Annotated in this window: 16 protein-coding genes; 9 read left to right on the top strand and 7 right to left on the bottom strand. The window is 65.5% G+C overall.

Features of this window, described 5'->3' with window-relative positions; translation table 11 throughout:
* The first annotated feature begins 222 nt into the window (after nt 1–222).
* Nucleotides 223–876: a GntR family transcriptional regulator gene (locus EH240_RS32100; protein WP_125006143.1), complete on the top strand. Its 654-nt coding sequence runs from the start codon at nt 223–225 to the stop codon at nt 874–876.
* On the opposite strand, the gene EH240_RS32095 is transcribed toward EH240_RS32100, so the two are convergent.
* Complete coding sequence (locus EH240_RS32095; RefSeq protein WP_245436579.1) at nt 854–1,663, bottom strand: helix-turn-helix transcriptional regulator; 810 nt, start codon at nt 1,661–1,663, stop codon at nt 854–856. The genes EH240_RS32100 and EH240_RS32095 overlap by 23 nt on opposite strands.
* A gap of 118 nt (nt 1,664–1,781) precedes the next feature.
* On the opposite strand from EH240_RS32095, the gene EH240_RS32090 reads away from it, so the two are divergent.
* From EH240_RS32090 to EH240_RS32060, 7 genes are all read left to right on the top strand, one after another.
* Nucleotides 1,782–2,918, top strand: coding sequence for an ABC transporter ATP-binding protein (locus EH240_RS32090; protein ID WP_125006101.1), 1,137 nt, complete (start codon nt 1,782–1,784; stop codon nt 2,916–2,918).
* Nucleotides 2,899–4,062: an ABC transporter substrate-binding protein gene (locus tag EH240_RS32085; protein WP_125006099.1), complete on the top strand. Its 1,164-nt coding sequence runs from the start codon at nt 2,899–2,901 to the stop codon at nt 4,060–4,062. Before EH240_RS32090 ends, EH240_RS32085 begins: the two co-directional genes overlap by 20 nt.
* Before the next feature lie 77 nt (nt 4,063–4,139).
* The gene (locus EH240_RS32080; protein WP_125006141.1) at nt 4,140–5,003 is read left to right on the top strand and encodes an ABC transporter permease; all 864 of its coding nucleotides are present in this window, start codon (nt 4,140–4,142) and stop codon (nt 5,001–5,003) included.
* Nucleotides 5,003–5,815, top strand: a complete 813-nt coding sequence (locus EH240_RS32075) for an ABC transporter permease (RefSeq protein ID WP_125006097.1) — start codon at nt 5,003–5,005, stop codon at nt 5,813–5,815. Before EH240_RS32080 ends, EH240_RS32075 begins: the two co-directional genes overlap by 1 nt.
* A gap of 11 nt (nt 5,816–5,826) precedes the next feature.
* The gene (locus EH240_RS32070) at nt 5,827–6,588 is read left to right on the top strand and encodes an SDR family NAD(P)-dependent oxidoreductase (RefSeq protein WP_125006095.1); all 762 of its coding nucleotides are present in this window, start codon (nt 5,827–5,829) and stop codon (nt 6,586–6,588) included.
* Between the two features lie 405 nt (nt 6,589–6,993).
* A complete protein-coding gene (locus EH240_RS32065) occupies nt 6,994–8,370 on the top strand; it encodes a glutamine synthetase family protein (RefSeq protein WP_125006093.1) in 1,377 nt (458 codons plus the stop codon).
* A gap of 2 nt (nt 8,371–8,372) precedes the next feature.
* Nucleotides 8,373–9,668, top strand: coding sequence for an NAD(P)/FAD-dependent oxidoreductase (locus EH240_RS32060; RefSeq protein ID WP_167484263.1), 1,296 nt, complete (start codon nt 8,373–8,375; stop codon nt 9,666–9,668).
* A 127-nt stretch (nt 9,669–9,795) separates the two neighbouring features.
* Here EH240_RS32060 and EH240_RS32055 read toward each other — a convergent pair whose 3' ends face one another.
* The 6 genes from EH240_RS32055 to EH240_RS32030 all read right to left on the bottom strand — a co-directional run bounded on the left by EH240_RS32055 (nt 9,796) and on the right by EH240_RS32030 (nt 15,632).
* A complete protein-coding gene (locus EH240_RS32055) occupies nt 9,796–10,302 on the bottom strand; it encodes an L-2-amino-thiazoline-4-carboxylic acid hydrolase (protein WP_125006089.1) in 507 nt (168 codons plus the stop codon).
* Between the two features lie 62 nt (nt 10,303–10,364).
* Entirely contained in the window at nt 10,365–11,147 is a 783-nt protein-coding gene (locus tag EH240_RS32050; RefSeq protein WP_125006087.1) for an ABC transporter ATP-binding protein, read from the bottom strand.
* Nucleotides 11,144–12,097: an ABC transporter ATP-binding protein gene (locus EH240_RS32045; protein WP_167484262.1), complete on the bottom strand. Its 954-nt coding sequence runs from the start codon at nt 12,095–12,097 to the stop codon at nt 11,144–11,146. The genes EH240_RS32050 and EH240_RS32045 overlap by 4 nt, the downstream gene beginning before the upstream one ends.
* Nucleotides 12,094–12,924 (bottom strand): ABC transporter permease, encoded by an 831-nt coding sequence (locus tag EH240_RS32040; RefSeq protein WP_125006085.1) that lies wholly within the window; start codon nt 12,922–12,924, stop codon nt 12,094–12,096. The genes EH240_RS32045 and EH240_RS32040 overlap by 4 nt, the downstream gene beginning before the upstream one ends.
* Nucleotides 12,921–13,907, bottom strand: a complete 987-nt coding sequence (locus EH240_RS32035) for an ABC transporter permease (protein ID WP_125006083.1) — start codon at nt 13,905–13,907, stop codon at nt 12,921–12,923. The genes EH240_RS32040 and EH240_RS32035 overlap by 4 nt, the downstream gene beginning before the upstream one ends.
* Before the next feature lie 114 nt (nt 13,908–14,021).
* Entirely contained in the window at nt 14,022–15,632 is a 1,611-nt protein-coding gene (locus EH240_RS32030) for an ABC transporter substrate-binding protein (protein ID WP_125006081.1), read from the bottom strand.
* 342 nt (nt 15,633–15,974) lie between these two features.
* On the opposite strand from EH240_RS32030, the gene EH240_RS32025 reads away from it, so the two are divergent.
* Nucleotides 15,975–17,168, top strand: a complete 1,194-nt coding sequence (locus EH240_RS32025) for a M24 family metallopeptidase (RefSeq protein WP_125006079.1) — start codon at nt 15,975–15,977, stop codon at nt 17,166–17,168.
* Nucleotides 17,169–17,215: the final 47 nt, after the last annotated feature.

Here is a 17,215-nt window from a genome sequence, read left to right as displayed (position 1 = left end):
AATTTAGATGTCCTGCATAAAGGCGAGGCAAGTGCATGCACTTTATGCCTATTATGCGAACAGTTTGACATGGAGATCAAAATATAGGCATACAGGAGTTCAGCCTGAGTCGAAATCAGCCCGCGGGCAGTCCACCTCGCGGGGCGCTCCTGCAATAAGCCGGACGGAGGAGACGTGTCGGGAAAGCGCAGCTTGGTCAGGTCGGGCACGACCGTGGATCAGATGGTGAGGGCGATCGCCGACCGCATCGTCACCGGCTATCTGCGTCCCGGCGAAAGGCTCGACGAGGCCTCGCTCGCCGCGCGCTTCGACGTTTCGCGCACGCCCGTGCGGGAGGCGCTCGGCCAGTTGAGCGCCATCGGATTGGTCGAGCGGCGGCCCAACCGGGGCGCCATCGTGGCGGTGGTCACGCAGGAACATCTCGCCTCGATGTTCGAGAGCATGGCCGAACTGGAAGCGATCTGCGCGCGTTTCTCGGCCGAGCGTATGACCGGTGCCGAGCGCCGCGCGCTGGAGATGGAACACCAGGCTTCGGCGCGGCTGGTGCAGCTCGGCGCCGAGGAGGACTACGAGTATTTCAACACCGAGTTCCACAGCAGGCTTTATCGCGGCGCCCACAACACGCATATCCATGATCTGACCGTGGCGACCCGCAGCCGGCTGGCGCCGTTCCGGCGCGCGCAGTTCATGCTGCCGGGCCGGCTGGCCAAGTCCTGGCGCGAACACGATCTGATCGTCACCGCAATCATGCGCGCAGACGCTGCGGCTGCGGGCAAGGCCGCCAGGGATCATGTCTCGATCGTCAGCGAGGCGAGCGCCGTGTTTGCAGCCGCCGACCCGATGGAGCCGAAGGTCAGCCGATCCGCGCGTCGATGATCTCGACGAAACGCGCGAAGAGACCCGCCTGCGACTTGATCTTGAGCTTGCGGTAGATGTTGCGGCGGTGGACCTTGACGGTCCCCGGCACGATCCTGAGCGCCCTGGCGATCGATTCCGTGGAGTGACCCTGAAGCACTAGGTCGACCACCTGCTTTTCGCGCGAGGTCAGCGACAGGCTCTTCCAGATATGGGCGCGATCCAGCTCATTGGCCGCCGCGACGGTTTCGCCCGGCGGCGGGGCCGCGACCTCGTCGGCAGGCAAAGCCGGCCAGCGCAGCCGGCAGAAGCCGACCACCGCCGGCGCCATGTCGCGCAGCAGCCTGGCATCCGCCGTTCCAAACGGCCCCGAAGCGCGCAGCCGCATCAGCGACAGCACCAGCGCATCCTTGCCGGCCAGCGGAACGAAGAAGCCGACCTCCTCGGCGAGCCGGGTCTGGCTGTAATAGGAGCGGTAGTATTCGCTGGCATAGAAGCGGTCGGGTGCCAACTCGCGCATGCGCCAGAAGCCTTCCTTGCGCTCAACCGCGGCGTGATGGAACGGGTCGAGCAGATAAGGCCCTTCCTGATAGAGCGCGACGAAGATGTGGCTTTCGGCCGGCGAGAAGGTCTCGAACAGGAGCGGCGGCCGCGCAGCACCCCGATAGCCGAAGACGACACAGTGATCGAAGCGGACATGTCCGCGCAGCCAACCGACGATCGCCTTGCCGAAATTGTCGCCGGTCTCGCGTGTCGCGGCGATCACCGCGCCGAGCGCGTTGTAGTCGTCACTGCGGGAGGTGGCCAATCCATACCCCTCTAAATGATAAAATCGGCTAAATATACCACTCGCGAGGTATATACTAGCCGCCATTGGCTCTGCTAGCGTCACGATATTGCCTCACGCTGTCGCTGGAGCCCGTGGCTTGACTGCAGTGCCCGATATCGAGTTTCGCGCGGTCACCAAGCGCTACGGCACCGTCACCGCGGTCAGCGGCATCGACTTTGCCGTCCCGCCTTCGGCCTTCGTCGCGCTGCTCGGACCGTCCGGCTGCGGCAAGACGACATGCCTGCGCATGATCGGCGGCTTCGAGCAGCCGAGCGAAGGCCAGGTGCTGATCCGCGGCCGCGATATGGCCGGCACGCCGCCCTACCGGCGCCCGGTCAACATGGTGTTCCAGCAATATGCGCTGTTCCCGCATCTCGATGTCGAGGAGAACATCTCCTACGGGCTGCGCCAGGCGAGGCCGCGGCTTACGTCGCGCGAGATCGCCTCAAGGGTGGGCGGGGCGCTGGAAACGGTGCAGCTCGCCGGCTACGGCCGCCGCAAGATTCACGAGCTTTCCGGCGGCCAGCAGCAGCGCGTGGCGCTGGCGCGGGCGCTGGTCAACAAGCCGGCGGTGCTTTTGCTCGACGAGCCGCTGGCGGCGCTCGACAAGAAGCTGCGCACCGACATGCAGATCGAGCTGCAGAACCTGCAGCGCGAGATCGGCATCACCTTCGTTCTGGTCACCCACGACCAGGAGGAAGCGCTGTCGATGAGCGACTTCGTCTGCGTGATGAACGGCGGCCGCGTCGTCCAGCTCGGACAGCCGAGCGAGATCTATGACGAACCGGCCGACCTCTTCGTCGCCGCCTTCGTCGGCAAGACCAATCTGCTCAGCGGCAAGGTGGCAGGCCTTTCCGGCGACCGGGTCGACGTCGCGCTTGCCGACGGCACGGTGATCGCAGCGCGCAAGCGGGTGCCGCTCGGCCGGGACGAGGCCGTGTCCGTCAGCCTGCGACCGGAATCGCTCAGCCTTTCCGCCACGGGCGAGGGCAGGCTGAAGGGCATCGTGCGCAACCGGATTTTCCTCGGCTCGACCGCGGAATACGCGATTGAGGTCCAGGGCATCGGATCACTGCTCGCCAAGGCCGACCACGTGATCGGCCAGGGCAATCTCTTCAAGCCGGGCGAACCCGTCGCCATCGGCTTCGCCGCCGGAGCGCCGCTGGCGTTTCCGCGACCCAAGAACAACGGGACCAACCAGAGGGAAGACCAACATGTCGAAATCCTATCGTGACGGACTGCCGATAAGCCCCGAAAAATTCGTCGACCAGCTGATGCGCCTGAAGCGCGGCTCGATCGGCAGGCGCGACTTCCTCGGCCTCACCGGCCTCGGCGTCGCGACAGCGGTGATGGCGCGCGAACTCGGCATCATGCCGACGCCGGCCTTTGCCGCCGAGGACCTCGGCGACCGCATGTCGATCGCCACCTGGCCGAACTATCACGACCCGCAGACCTTCGAGAATTTCAAGGCCGAGACCGGCGTCGCCGTCGAGGTCAACGTCTTCGGCTCGAATGAAGAGATGCTGGCCAAGCTGCAGGCCGGCGGTTCGGGCTGGAGCCTGTTCGTGCCGACCAACTACACCATCTCGACCTACAAGAAGCTCGGCATCATCGAGCCGCTGGACATGGCCAAGCTCGGCAATTTCGACGGCACCAAGGAGGATGCGCGCTTCACCGCGGAAGGCACCATCGACGGGACAACCTACGCCGTGCCGAAGAACTGGGGCACGACCGGCTTTGCCGTCAACACCAAGAAGCTCACCAAGCCGATGTCGAGCTGGAAGGAGTTCTGGGACACGGCCATGGCGGAAGGCGACGGCCGCACCATGGTGCATGACTACCAGCTGACCACGATCGGCAATGCGCTGAAATATTACGGCTATTCCTTCAACTCGCTGAAGCAGGACGAGCTCGCCAAGGCCGAGGAACTGCTGCTCAAGGTCAAGCCGCACCTGTTCGCGGTGTCGAGCGACTACCAGCCGTCGATGCGCTCGGGCGATGCCTGGATGACAATGTGCTGGACCAATGACGGCGCGCAGCTCCACCGCGACATCCCCGAGATCGCCTATGTGCTCGGCAAGGAAGGCGGCGAGATCTGGACCGACTTCTACGCCATCCCGAAGGATGCGCCGAACAAGCCCGCCGGCTACGCGCTGCTCAACTATCTGATGAACCCGAAGGTCGCGGTGAAGGAGCACCTGGCCAATGGCGCGCCCTCGACCGACGCGCGGGTCAACGCGCTGCTGCCGAAGGAGGTGCTCGACAATCCGATCCTCTATCCGGCGGCGGACCTGTTGAAGCCGCTCGAGTTCGGCGCCGCCGCGACGCTCACCGATCCGGGCCGCGCTGAATTGATGGCGCGCTTCAAGTCGGCTTGAGCGAGACCGGTCACAATCCCGATCCAGACAACTCGACCGGCGGGGAGATTCCCGCCGGTCCCGAACCGGCGTTTTCGATGCGCGGCAATCTCCTTCACAGAAATCTCCTGACCGCGCTGCTGCTCGCTCCGGCGACGATGTGGCTGGTGGTCTTCCTCGTCCTACCCTTCGTCGCCATCGCCATCTTCAGCGTCGGCGAGCGGGCGCCGGAGGGTGGCTACCAGGCCGCGCTCACCTTCGCGCAATATGCCAACCTGCCGGCGCGGGCGACCGCCTTCTGGAACACCATGGTGCTGGCGCCGGCCGGGGCGCTCGCCTGCCTGCTCGTCGCCTATCCCGTCGCCTACTATCTGGCGCTGCGCGCGCCGCAGCGCTGGCGGCTGATCCTGCTCGCGCTGATCGTCATCCCGTTCTGGACCAGCCTTTTGATGCGCACCTATGCCTGGATGTACATCCTTGGCGGGCGCGGCATTCCCGCCCTGCTCGCCTATGTCGGCATCGAGGATCTCAGGCTCATCAACACGCCGGGCGCGGTGCTGCTCGGCATCGTCTACGGCTATCTGCCGCTGATGATCCTGCCGATCTATGTCAGTCTCGAACGGCTCGACCGCCGGCTGCTGGAGGCTTCCGCCGATCTCGGCGCAACGCCGCTTTCGACATTCATCGGGGTGACCCTCAGGCTGTCGCTGCCCGGCGTGATGACCGGCTTCTCGCTGGTGATGATCCTGCTGCTCGGCGAATATCTGATCCCGACGCTGCTCGGCGGCGGCAAGGTGTTCTTCATCGGTAACGCGCTGGTCGACCTGTTCCTGCAGTCGCGCAACTGGCCGTTCGGATCGGCGATCGCCATCACGCTGGTGCTGGTCTCGGTGGTGGTGCTGATCGTCGCCAACCGTATCTCGACGCGGCTTTCCGGCGCACGCCGGGTGGACCTGATCTGATGCGCGCCTTCGTCGTCGCCGTCTTTGCCTTCCTCTATCTGCCGATCGCGCTGGTCGTGCTGTTTTCGTTCAATGCCGGCCACCATGCCAGCGAGTTCACCGGCTTCTCGGTGCAATGGTACGGCAAGGCACTGTCGAACCCGTTCCTCGTCGAGGCGCTGAAGAACAGCCTGTTCATCGCCACCGCCAGCGCGCTGCTCGCGGCCTTGTGCGGCACCGCCGCGGCGCTTGGGCTGCAGCGCATCGGCGCGCGGACGAGGGCGCTCTTCGACGCGCTGCTGGGCGCAGCCATCGTCGTGCCGGGCGTGGTCATCGGCATCTCGACGCTGGTCGCGCTGGTGCAGCTGTTCGCCGTCGTCAATCCGTTCCTCGCCTCGCTGTGGCCGAGCGACCAGCCGCCGCGCCTGGCGCTCGGCTACGGCTCCATCATCGCCGCGCACGGCCTGTTCTCGATGGCGCTGGTGACGATGATCGTCGGCACGCGGCTTGGCAGCCTCGACCGCAACCTGGTCGAGGCATCGAGCGATCTCTATGCCACACCGCTGACGACGTTCCGCTCGATCGTCTTGCCGCAGATCATGCCGGCGGTGACCGCCGGCTTCCTGCTCGCCTTCACCTTCTCCTTCGACGACTTCATCATCGCCTTCTTCGTCGCCGGCGCGCAGACCACCCTGCCGATCTATGTCTTTGCCTCCATCCGGCGCGGCGTGACGCCGGAGATCAACGCCATCGCGACGATCGTGCTCGCCGCCTCGGTTCTGCTCGTCCTGCTCGCGCAATGGCAGCTCGGCCGACGAAAACCATCGCCTTGAAAGACAATTCCATGATTTTGAAAGATCGCATCGCGGTGGTGACGGGCGCCGGGTCGGGCATCGGCCGTGCCGGCGCCATGATCATGGCGCGGGAAGGGGCCGTCGTGGTGATCGCCGACCGCGACTCTGCGACCGGCGAAGCTACGGCGTTCGACATCCGCGAGGCTGGAGGCCGCGCCGAAGCGGTCGCCACCGATGTCGGCAACGATAGAGCGGTCGAGGACCTCATCGCGGGAACGCTCAGCAAGCATGGCCGGATCGACATCCTGCACAGCCATGCCGGCATCCAGGTCGGCGGGACGCTAACGGAAGTGAGCACCGACGGCATGGACGCCTCATGGCGGATCAATGTGCGGGCCCAGTTCCTCGCGGCGAAGGCCGTCATGCCTTCGATGATCGCGCAGGGCGGCGGTATCATCCTCAACACCGCGTCGAATTCGGGCGTCTTCTATGACCGCGAGATGATCGCCTACGCCACGTCGAAGCATGCCGTGGTGGCGATGACCAGGCAGATGTCGCTCGACTATGCGAAACACAACGTGCGCATCAACGCGCTCTGCCCGGGCTGGGTCGACACGCCGTTCAACGAGCCTTTCATTGCCCAGATGGGCGGACGCGATGCGATCGAGAATTATGTCCGGACCAAGATCCCGATGGGGCGATGGGCGAGCGCGGAAGAGATCGCCGAAGCCATACTGTTCCTCGTCTCCGACCGATCTTCCTTCATGACAGGCCAGGCGCTGGTCGTCGATGGCGGCGAGAGCATCGGCTGAGCGCTGGCTCAGAAGCGCGAGGAGCCTGGCGAGCGAAGCTGGCTTGCGCTGGGAGCAACGATCGGTCAAACCATAGGCTAGGTCCCTCGATGAGGCTTGTCATGCAAGCGGCAAAAACGCTCTCCCGCATCCGGCCGGTTTCGGCCGTGAGGACGCGCGTCTTGGCGGGACACTGCTGATTATGCGCTGCTGCCGCCACGAGAACCTGCAGCGCGCGGAGGAAACCAAGGTCGGTTCGCATGTCGTTCGCGACGGCTGGACCGAGGGGGTATGCGGTGCGCTCGATCCGGCCTGCCGGCCGGCCATCAGGCGGGCGTCCGTCATTCAGACAACGTAGCTTACTCAACGCTCAACCCGAAACGGACGTGCCCGCCGAAGCGATCTCTCCTCGTACGGACATGACCGATGCCTGACAAACAAGACTATTCGCTCCCCAGCAGCGCCGATCCGCAAAGCTGGCTGACGATGCACGGGATAAACGAGGTCGAGTGCCTCGTCCCCGACGTCAACGGCGTGCTGCGCGGCAAGGCCTTGCCGGCGGCCAAATTCCTCAAGTCGCTCGAGGACCGGGCGCTCTATCTGCCGAGCAGCGCCTTCCTGGTCGCCATCGACGGCCGCTATTCCGGCTCCGTCGATGAAGGGTTCGCCTATCAGGATCCCGATATGCGCATGGTGCCCGACCTTTCGACGCTGTGCCTTGCGCCGGGCGGCGGCGCCGGCAGGGCCTATGTGTTTGCCGACACGTTCCACATGGACGACCGGCCCTGGATGGCTTCGCCGCGCCATGTGCTGAGGGCGGTGCTCGACCTCTACCGCCGCCGCGGCTGGCGCGCGGTGATGGCGCCGGAACTCGAATTCTATCTCACGGCACCAAACCCCGATCCGGACCGGCCGCTGACCGCGCCGGTCGGGCGCAACGGGCGGCCGGAAAGTGTGCAGCACCCGTACGACATGCAGGCGCTGGAGGAATTCGAAGAGGTGACGCGGCGCCTCTACGACCATGCCGCCACGGCAGGATTGCAGCTCGACACGCTGATCCATGAATCCGGCACGGCGCAGCTCGAAATCAACTTCCTGCATGGCGATCCTCTGGCCCTTGCCGACAAGGTGCTTCTGTTCAAGCGCATGGCGCGTCAGGCGGCGCAGGCGAGTGGCATGCACGCCACCTTCATGGCCAAGCCGATCGCCGCGCAGGCCGGCAGCTCGATGCACCTGCACATGTCGATCGTCAACGAGAGGGGCGAGCCCTTGTTTGCCGGCAAAGACGGTGAGGACAGCACGATGTTCTCCCATTTCATCGGCGGCTTGCAGAAATACATTCCGGAGGTGATGCCGCTGTTCGCGCCCAACGTGAACTCGTATCGCCGCGTCCGGCCCGGGCATAGCGCGCCGGCCAACATAGAATGGTCGCACGACAACCGCTCCTGCGGCTTGCGCGTGCCGATGGGCGGGCGCGCCGCGCGGCGGGTGGAGAACCGGCTGCCCGGCGCCGACGCCAATCCGTACCTGGCCATGGCCGGCTCGCTGATCGCCGGCTATCTCGGCATCGAGGAGAAGCTTGCCCGCTCGCCGGAAGCCTTCGGCAATGCCTATCGCAGCCAGGGCACGCTGCCCAAGACCATGGAAGAAGCGCTTGACCGCTTCGCCGCCTGCGAGCCGGTGCGGGCGCTGCTCGGCGAGGATTTCTTCCAGACCTATCTGCGCGTGAAGAGCGTCGAGCTCGACCTGTTCCAGACCGTCGTCACGTCGTGGGAACGCGACCATCTGCTGCTCAAGGTGTGACCATGGCTTCCACAGGTTTCAATTCCGGTCTCGGCATCGGCAAATCCTATTATGTCGCCACCGCCAATCCGGCGCCGGACCATCCGCCGCTCATCGGCGATGTCGGGGCCGACCTGGTGGTCGTCGGCGGCGGCTGCACCGGGCTGTCGGCAGCACTTCATGCCGCCGAGCGCGGCCTGAAAGTGGTGCTGCTCGAAGGCGGCAAGATCGGCTGGGGCGCCTCCGGGCGCAATGGCGGCCAGATGATCCCCGGCCTGCGCAAGGGCGCCAAAGGGCTGGTCAAGAGCTTCGGCCCGGAACGGGCGAAGGCGCTGTTCGATCTCGCCTTCGAGGCGCGCGGGCTGGTGCTCGATCTGATCGAGCGCCACGGCATCGACTGCGACCTTCGCCTGACCGGTCATCTGGTCGGCGCCGTCAACGGTTCCGACATGCGCGACTTCGAGGAGGAGGCCGAGTGCCTCGCGAAGGTGATGGACTTCCCGCATGTCGAGATCCTGTCGGCGGCGGAAGCGCGGCGGATGGTGGACACGCCCTATCAGGGCGCGGTCTTCGAGAGGCTCGGCGGCCATATGCATCCGCTGAACTACACGCTCGGGCTCGCCCGCGCCGCAGTCGGCGCCGGCGTCACCATCCACGAGAACTCGGTCGCCGTCCGGCTGGAGCGCGAGTCGTCCATCCGGGTGTTCACCGGAAAAGGCTCGGTTCGCGCCCGTCATGTGGTGCTGGCAGGCGACGCGCTGCTTCAAGGGCTCGAGCCGCGCGTCAACAGCCGCATCATGCCGGTCGGCAACTACATCGTCGCCACCGAGCCGCTTGAAGGCGCGCGCAATGTCATCCCGTCCAATGTCGCGGTTTCGGACACGCTTTTCGTGGTCAACTATTACCGCATGTCGGCGGATGGACGCCTGCTGTTCGGCGGCGGCGAGCGCTACACGCCTTCGCCGCCGGCCGACATCGCCGGCTTTGTACGGCCGCATATGGAAAAGACTTTCCCGCAACTCAAGGGCTGCCGCATCGACCATGGCTGGGGCGGGCTGGTGTCTGTGACAACGTCGCGCCTGCCGCATGTCGGGCATTATGGCGAGGTCTATTTCGCGCATGGCTATTCCGGCAAGGGCGTCATCCTGTCGACGCTGTCGGGCAAGCTGCTCGCGGAAGCGATCGCGGGCGATGCCTCGCGGCTCGACCTGTTCTCGACGCTGATGCCGCTGCCATTCCCCGGCGGCACGGCGCTGCGCGGCCCGCTCTATGTGCTCGGCATGCTTTGGTATGCGATGCGCGACCGGCTCAGGCATTGACGCTGGCTTTCCCGAGCGATGTTTCCGACGTCGTCACCGACAGCGAGCCGGCGGCTGAGGTGCGTGCCGCGATCAATGAAGCAGGCGCCGAGCTGCACGTTTTCGCCGAAAGCTAAGATAATGTTGGCTAAGTGTCGCGGTTGGTCAGCGCGATGTGACAGCAGCCGGAGCCTTGGCCCGGCGTCCAGGTGACGTTGGCGAAGCGCACGCCGGTCGCCTCGAACAGGCCGCGGTCGAAGGCGCCGGCGATGCGGCAGAGCGTGGCGAGCTTCTCCTCGCCGACGCCGGCCTCGACCCAGGCGTCCTTCAGCGGGCAGCGCCTGACCTTGAAGGCGATGTGGTCCGGCCCGCGATCGACGTCGGTTGGATACATGCGGCCGCCATCCGGGCTGACGGAGAGGAACGCCTCGCCGATCGCCGGCGCGTCGTTGGGGCCGAAACCGGCGAAGGCGGCCGCGGCGACTTCGCGGCCGCGTTTCTCGATGGTACGGATCATCACCGCCTCGGCCTTCTCGGCGCCGAGCTCGGCGGTCAGCTCGTCGAGGAAGAGGCGATAGAGATCGGCGCGATTGCGGAAGGCGGAGTCGAGCTCGCGCGACAGTTTCTCGGCTCTGGCTGCTTCAGGGTTGGTCATGATGCGTCCTGATTTGCTGCTTGACCATGATCTTGTCCGCAAACCGGGTCCACTTTGCGGGATCATGGTCGGGTCCTATTCAATCTCGGCGTTGCCGCCACCAGCGCCTTGCCGATCGCCGATTGCGGATTGGCGATGACGGCGCGGGCTTCTCCGCTCTCGGCGATCCGGCCGGCGTCGAGGATGACGACGCGGTGCGCCACGGCGCGGATGACACCGAGGTCATGCGAAATGAAGAGATAGGCGATCCGTTCCTGTCTTTGCAGGTCGAGCAGCAATTTCAGGATTTGTCCACGCACCGACACATCGAGCGCCGACACAGCCTCGTCGAGCACGATCAGCGACGGCCGCGTGGCAATGGCGCGGGCGATCGCCACACGCTGGCGCTGGCCGCCGGAGATCTCGTGGATGGCGCGTACGGCGAGGCCGGCCTCGAGGCCTACGCGCTCCAGCAGTGCGGCGATGCGACGTGGGCGCTCGGTGCGCGAGGCAAGCCCATGGATGCGCAACGGATCGTCGAGCACGCGCGCCACGGTGGCGCGCGGATTGAAGGCGGAGAGCGGATCCTGGAACACCATCTGGAAACGGGCGCGGCGCGCACGCAGCGCGGCGCCCGACAGCGCGAGGAAGTCCGCGCCCTCGAATTCGACGCGACCGACATCGGGCTCGATCAGCCGCAGCACCAGCCGCGCGATCGTCGACTTGCCGCTGCCGGACGGCCCGGCGAGCGCCAGCGTCTCGGCCGGCCCGATCGAGAAGGAAACGTCATCGACCGCGGGAAAAGGCTGGCCGCCACGGCGATAATGCTTGGCAAGGTTGGAGACGGCGAGGACCGGCGCGTTCATGCCGAAGCGCCTTGCCGGTCGAGCAGCGGGTCGGCGTCGAGCCCGAGATGGGCGTCGAGCAGCGCGCGCGTATAGGCGTGGCGCGGCGCGTTCAGGATCTGCCTGGTTTCGCCAAGCTCGATCAGCTCGCCATGGCGCAGCACCGCGATGCGATCGGCAAGCGTGGCGGCAAGCGCGATATCGTGGCTGATGAAGGCCAGCGTCATGCCATCCTCGGCCACCAGCCGGCGGATCAAGGCAACGATCTCCGCCTGCACAATGGTGTCGAGCGCGCTGGTCGCCTCGTCGGCGATGAGCAGCCTCGGTCCGGCGGCGATGGCGGCGGCAATCGCCACGCGCTGCTTCTGGCCGCCGGAAAGCTGGTGCGGGTAGGCGCGCAAGGCGGATTGCGGATCGGGCAGGCGGACGCGTTCGAGGAGGGTTTTGGCCTTGGCATAGGCTTCCGGCCAGGTCAGGCTGAGATGTGTGCGGGCGACCTCGGCGATCTGCTTGCCGATCGGCATCACCGGGTCGAGGCTGGAGGAGGGGTCCTGGAAGACGAAGCCGACGTCGCGGCCCCCGATAGGCCGAAGGTGCAGAGGTTGGCGATCCTTCGCACCCCCCTCTGTCCTGCCGGACATCTCCCCCGCAAGGGGGGAGATTGCGCTGTCATCATCGCCTTCGCCAACTTTCAACGCCGGCGCGCCGGCGACGGAGCTGCCAATCTCCCCGGAACGAGGCGTTTGAAATTGGCTTGCTTGCCAGTCAATCGTTCCGTCGATCCTAGCACCCCTCGGCAGCAGCCCCGCTATCGCCAGCGCCAACGTGCTCTTGCCCGAGCCGCTCTCGCCAATGATCGCAAGGCGCTCGCCCGCCTCAACGTCCAGGCTGATGCCGTTCAGCGCCAACAACTCGACACCGTCGCGACGGTAGCGCGCCGAAAGATCGCGGATCGAAAGCAGCGCCGTCACGACAGGCTCCTGCGCACCGCGGAGCTTTCCACCACGCCTTCGCCGGCGAGGTAGACGCCGAGCACGGTCAGCACCAGAGCGATGCCGGGAACGATCGACAGAAAGGGCGCGGTGCGCAGCACGGCGCGGCCCTCGGCGATCATGCCGCCCCAGGTGACGCGGTTGGGGTCGCCGAGGCCGAGGAAGGACAGCGCCGCCTCGGTGAGGATCGCCGCCGCGACGATCACCGACGACAGCGCCAGCACCGGCGGCAAGGCGTTGGGCAGCACCTCGCGAAAGGCAATTTCCAGCGGATACATGCCGATGACGCGGGCGCCGGCGACATAATCGCGCTCGCGGATCGACAGCACTTCCGCGCGAGCGACACGGGCCGGGCCGGTCCAGGCGCCGAGCGCTATTGCCCCGACGACGACGCCGAGCGACGGGCCGACGATGCTGACGAAGGCCAGGGCGAGAAGAAAGCTCGGCACGGTCTGGAAAGCGTCGGTGACGCGCATCAGCACCTCGTCGACAAGTCCGCCCGCGAAGCCGGCCAGCGTGCCGACCACCGCGCCTATAAAAAGGGCCGCGGCGGCTGCCGCCAGACCGACCGCCAGCGAGGTGCGGGCGCCGTGGAAGAGCTCGGCCGTCACGTCGCGGCCGAGCCGGTCGGTGCCGAGCGGCAGCGACCAGTCCTGGAACGGCGGCAGCAGCGCCGGGCCGGCTATCGCCTGCGGGTCGCCCGGGAAAATCAGCGGTGCGGCAACCGCCATCGCGACCAGCAAGGCAAGGATGAGCGCACCGGCGATCGCCTCCGGCGTGCGGAAGAAGCGCCACAGCCGGCTCATGCGCCGGCCTCGCTGGCGCCGACGCGCGGATCGAGAAAGGCGTAGGCAAGGTCGACCAGCAGGTTGATTACGATGACCAGAACGGCGCTGACCAGGATGATGCCGAGCAACAGCGGCGTGTCGCGCCCGGCGACGGCTTCCTGCGCCAACCGGCCGAGGCCGGGCACGGCGAAGACGCTTTCGATGACGACGCTGCCGCCGAGCATCTGCGCCGATTGCAAGCCGAGCATGGTGACCAAAGGCAGGAGCGCGTTGCGGGCGACATGGGCAAGCACGATGCGGCGGCGCCGCAGGCCCCTGGCGCGGGCGGCGAGCACGAAATCCTGCCGCCAGGCCTCGGCCATGCCGGCACGCATTATGCGCAGATAGAGTGCCAGATAGATGAAGCCGAGCGCCGAAACCGGCAGCACGAGATGGGTGGCAATGTCGGCGGCCCGCGCTAGCCCGGTCTTGGCCGATGCGATGGTCTCGATGCCGCCGATCGGCAGCCAGCGCAGGTCGACGGCAAAGACGACAATCAGCACCAGGCCGAGCCAGAAGCCGGGCACGGCATAAAGCGCCAGCGAGCCGATCGAAAGCGAGCGATCGCGAAAACTGCCGGGCCGCGCGCCGGCATAGATGCCGAGCGCCGAGCCGAGTCCGAAGGAGAGCGCGGTGGCGCTGCCCATCAGGATGAGCGTGGTCGGCAGGCGTTCGAGGATGATTTCGCGGATCGGCCGCGAGAAGGCGACCGACTGGCCGAGATCGAGATGCAGCAACGCCCAGAGGTAGTTGGCGAGCCGTGTCAGTTCCGACTGGTCGAGGCCCCAGCGGTGGCGCAACAACTCGATCATGCCGGGATCGCCGCCGGTCGCGACGATATAGGCGTCGACCGCGTCGCCGGGTGCTGCTTCGAGCAAGAGGAAACTGCCTATGACGACGATGAGGAGCACGAAGATGCTGCCGACGAGGCGGCGGCGCAGGAGGGTGAGGGCGCGGGTCATCGTGCCCTCGGAGGTTTGGCGCTCAGCCGACTAAAAGAAATGCCGAGCCTGGGCGGGAACTCGGCCTTTGCCCAGCTTCCCATTCTCTTGCGAATTCTCATCCGCACGAATGTGTCACGATTCCAAATAGGTGTCCGCCCAGTTCGACACCGCCCAGCGCGGATTGTTGGCGATGTTGCCGACGGTGTCACGCGCGACGCTGATGAAGCTCCATTCGGCGACGTTGATCAGCGGCAGGTCGGCGGCGACCTTTTTCTGGAACTCCCTGTAGAGCTCGGTGCGGGCGGCCGTGTCGAGCGTCTCGGAAGCCTTGGCGATCAGCGCGTCGAGCTCCGCGTTCTTGTAGCCGCCCTGGTTCGAGAAGGGCACGCCGTCCGGAATTCCGCTTTGCACCAGGATGGTGGTCGAGATCGCCGGGTCGCCGCGGAACACCGGCGGGCCGACGGCGAGGTCGAAGGCATGGTCGGTGTAGACGGCCTTGATATGGGCTGCCGAGTCGTTGTTGACGATCTTGGCGTCGATGCCGATCGCGGCAAGCGCCTGGCGCAGATAATCGCCGAACTGTTTTGTCTCGTTGAAGTAGGGCGCTGGCAAGAGCCTCAGCGAAAACCGCTTGCCGTCGTCGGCCCGCTTGTAGCCGGCCTCGTCGAGCAGCTCGTTGGCCTTGGCGACGTCGAAGGGATAGGCCGGAACATCGGCGGTGTAGAATTGCGGATCGTTCTTCGGCACCGGGCCGGTCGCGGTCGCGGCATAGCCGAGGAAGATCGTCTTGACGACGAAGTCCTTGTCGATGGCATGCGCGATCGCCTGCCGCACCTTGAGGTCGGCCAGTTCCTTGCGGCGATGGTTGATCTCGACGACGAGCTGGTAGGTCAGTCCCTCATAGCCCTTGGTGACGACCTTCAGTCCCGGCACCTTGGAGATACGGTCGAGGTCGGCGAGAGGCACGGCGGAAAAGGCGGCGAGCTGGATCTCTTCGGCCTCGAGCGCGGCGGCGGCCGAGGTGCGATCCGGCAGCACCTGGTAGACGATCTCGTCGAGATAGGGCTCGTCCTTGCTCCAATAGTCATCGTTCCGCGCCAGCCGGTAATACTGTCCGGCCTTGTATTCGGCGAATTTGAACGGGCCGGTTCCGACCGGCGCGTTGTTGGCCGGGTTGTCCTCGATCTTGCCGTTCTCATAGACATGCTTCGGCACGACGCTCGACAGCGCCGGCAGCGCGTTGCGGATCAGCTGGAACGGCGTCGGCTTGGCGAATTTGAAGATTGCGGTCAGGTCGTCGGGTGTGTCGACCGTGCTGAGATCCTTGAAAACCGTGCGGCCGAGATTCTGCAACGGCTTCCAGATCTGCAGCGCGGAGAAGGCGACGTCAGCGGCGGTGAAGGGCTTGCCGTCGTGCCATTTGACGCCGTCGCGCAGCTTGAAGGTCACCGACAGGCCGTCGGCCGCACCTTCCCAGGAGAGCGCGAGGCGCGGATCAAGCCCGTCCTTGCCGTCGAAGGAGGCCTCGGCCAGCGTCTCGACGATCTTGCTTGAGATGAAGAAGACGCCGTTGGAGGCGACGATCGCGGGATTGAGGTCGCGCGGCTCGGAGTCGGCGGCAACGATCAGCCTTCCGCCCTTCTTCGGCGTCTGCGCCCGGCCGATGGTCGGCAGCGCGGTCGAGGCCAGCAACAGCGCCGACCCGGAAAGCAGACCGCGTCGTGAAATCGTGAATTCGGACATCGCTCAAACTCCCCTCTTCACCCGTGACAAGCGCAGGCAGCCTCGAATGGACGGGATTATGGCCCTTGGCAAAGGTTTCGCCAGAGACGGTTTTGGCGCAGGATAGCTTAGCTTTGAAATTTTCGTCCGCTGGACCTGTTGTATTCGGGCCGCAGTTGCCGCCGTCTGGTATGACCAGATATGGGCCGAACGCCATCCAGAGCTTGCTGTCGGAGGCTGGCTCGGTCGAAGCTATCCATTCTGGCTGGACCAGAGTGGTCAAAATGGTGCAGATTTGGCCGACAGCCAAATGTTCAGGAAGATTGGCCGTTTGAGCGGCCGGGAAAATTCAGGGAGAGGCCGATGAACATCGCTCCGGGCAAAACCGACGTCAGCAGCATCCCGTTCGATCAGGCGCGGGTGGACCGGCTGATGGACGAGGCCGGCATCGACGTGCTCTTCGCTACCTCCAAGCACAACACGCAATATCTGCTCGGCGGCTACAAGTTCATCTTCTTCGCGGCGATGGATGCCATCGGCCACAGCCGCTACCTGCCGATCGTCCTTTATGAGAAGGGCGGGCCGGAGCACGCGGCCTATATCGGCAACAAGATGGAAGGCGGCGAGCACCAGAACCATCCGTTCTGGACGCCGACTTTACATGCCGCCTGCTGGGGAACGCTGGATGCGGCCAACCTTGCGGTCGAGCACCTGCAGAAGATCGGCAAGGTAGCTGCACGCATCGGCATCGAGCCGGCCTTTCTGCCGTCGGACGCCTATGCGCTGATCCGCAAGGCGCTGCCGGATGCGAAGCTCATCGACGCGACCGGCATGCTGGAGAACATGCGCGCCATCAAGACCGAGGCCGAGCTCGAAAAACTGCGCACTGCTTCCGAGTTGATCACCGACTCCATGCTGGCGACCATTCGCTGGGCGCGCGAGGGCACGACCAAGACCGACATCATCGAGCGGCTCAGACGCGAGGAGACCAATCGCGGCGCGCATTTCGAATATTGCCTTTTGACGCTGGGCTCCAGCCACAACCGGGCCGCATCAAGCCAGGAGTGGAATCAAGGCGAGGTGCTGTCGATCGATTCCGGCGGCAACTATCACGGCTATATCGGCGACCTTTGCCGGATGGGCGTGCTTGGCGAGCCGGATGCCGAGCTTGAGGATCTGCTGGCCGAAGTGGAGGCTGTTCAGCAGTCGGCCTTCTCCAAGGTCAAGGCCGGCACGGTCGGGGGCGACATGATCGCCCATGCAGAGAGCGTGCTGAAGGCCTCGAAGATCGCAGCCTACACGGATTTCTTCGCCCACGGCATGGGACTGATCACGCATGAGGCGCCGTTCCTGATGACCAACCATCCGGTCACCTATGAAGGCACCTATGCCGCCAAGCCGCTGGAAAAAAACATGGTGCTCTCGGTCGAGACGACCATGCTCCACCCGACGCGAGGCTTCATCAAGCTGGAAGACACTGTCGCGGTGACCGGCGACGGCTATGTGATGTTCGGCGATCGCGGTCGGGGCTGGAACAGGGGCGGGACGGCAGCTTAGCGCTGACAGCGCTCCCCCTCACCCGGATTGCCAGCCGAATTGCGAAG

It is taken from the genome of Mesorhizobium tamadayense (assembly GCF_003863365.1).
Classification (GTDB): Bacteria; Pseudomonadota; Alphaproteobacteria; order Rhizobiales; family Rhizobiaceae; genus Mesorhizobium; species Mesorhizobium tamadayense.
Note: the sequence above shows the minus strand (reverse complement) of the source record. Positions and strands in the feature narration are given on the sequence as shown.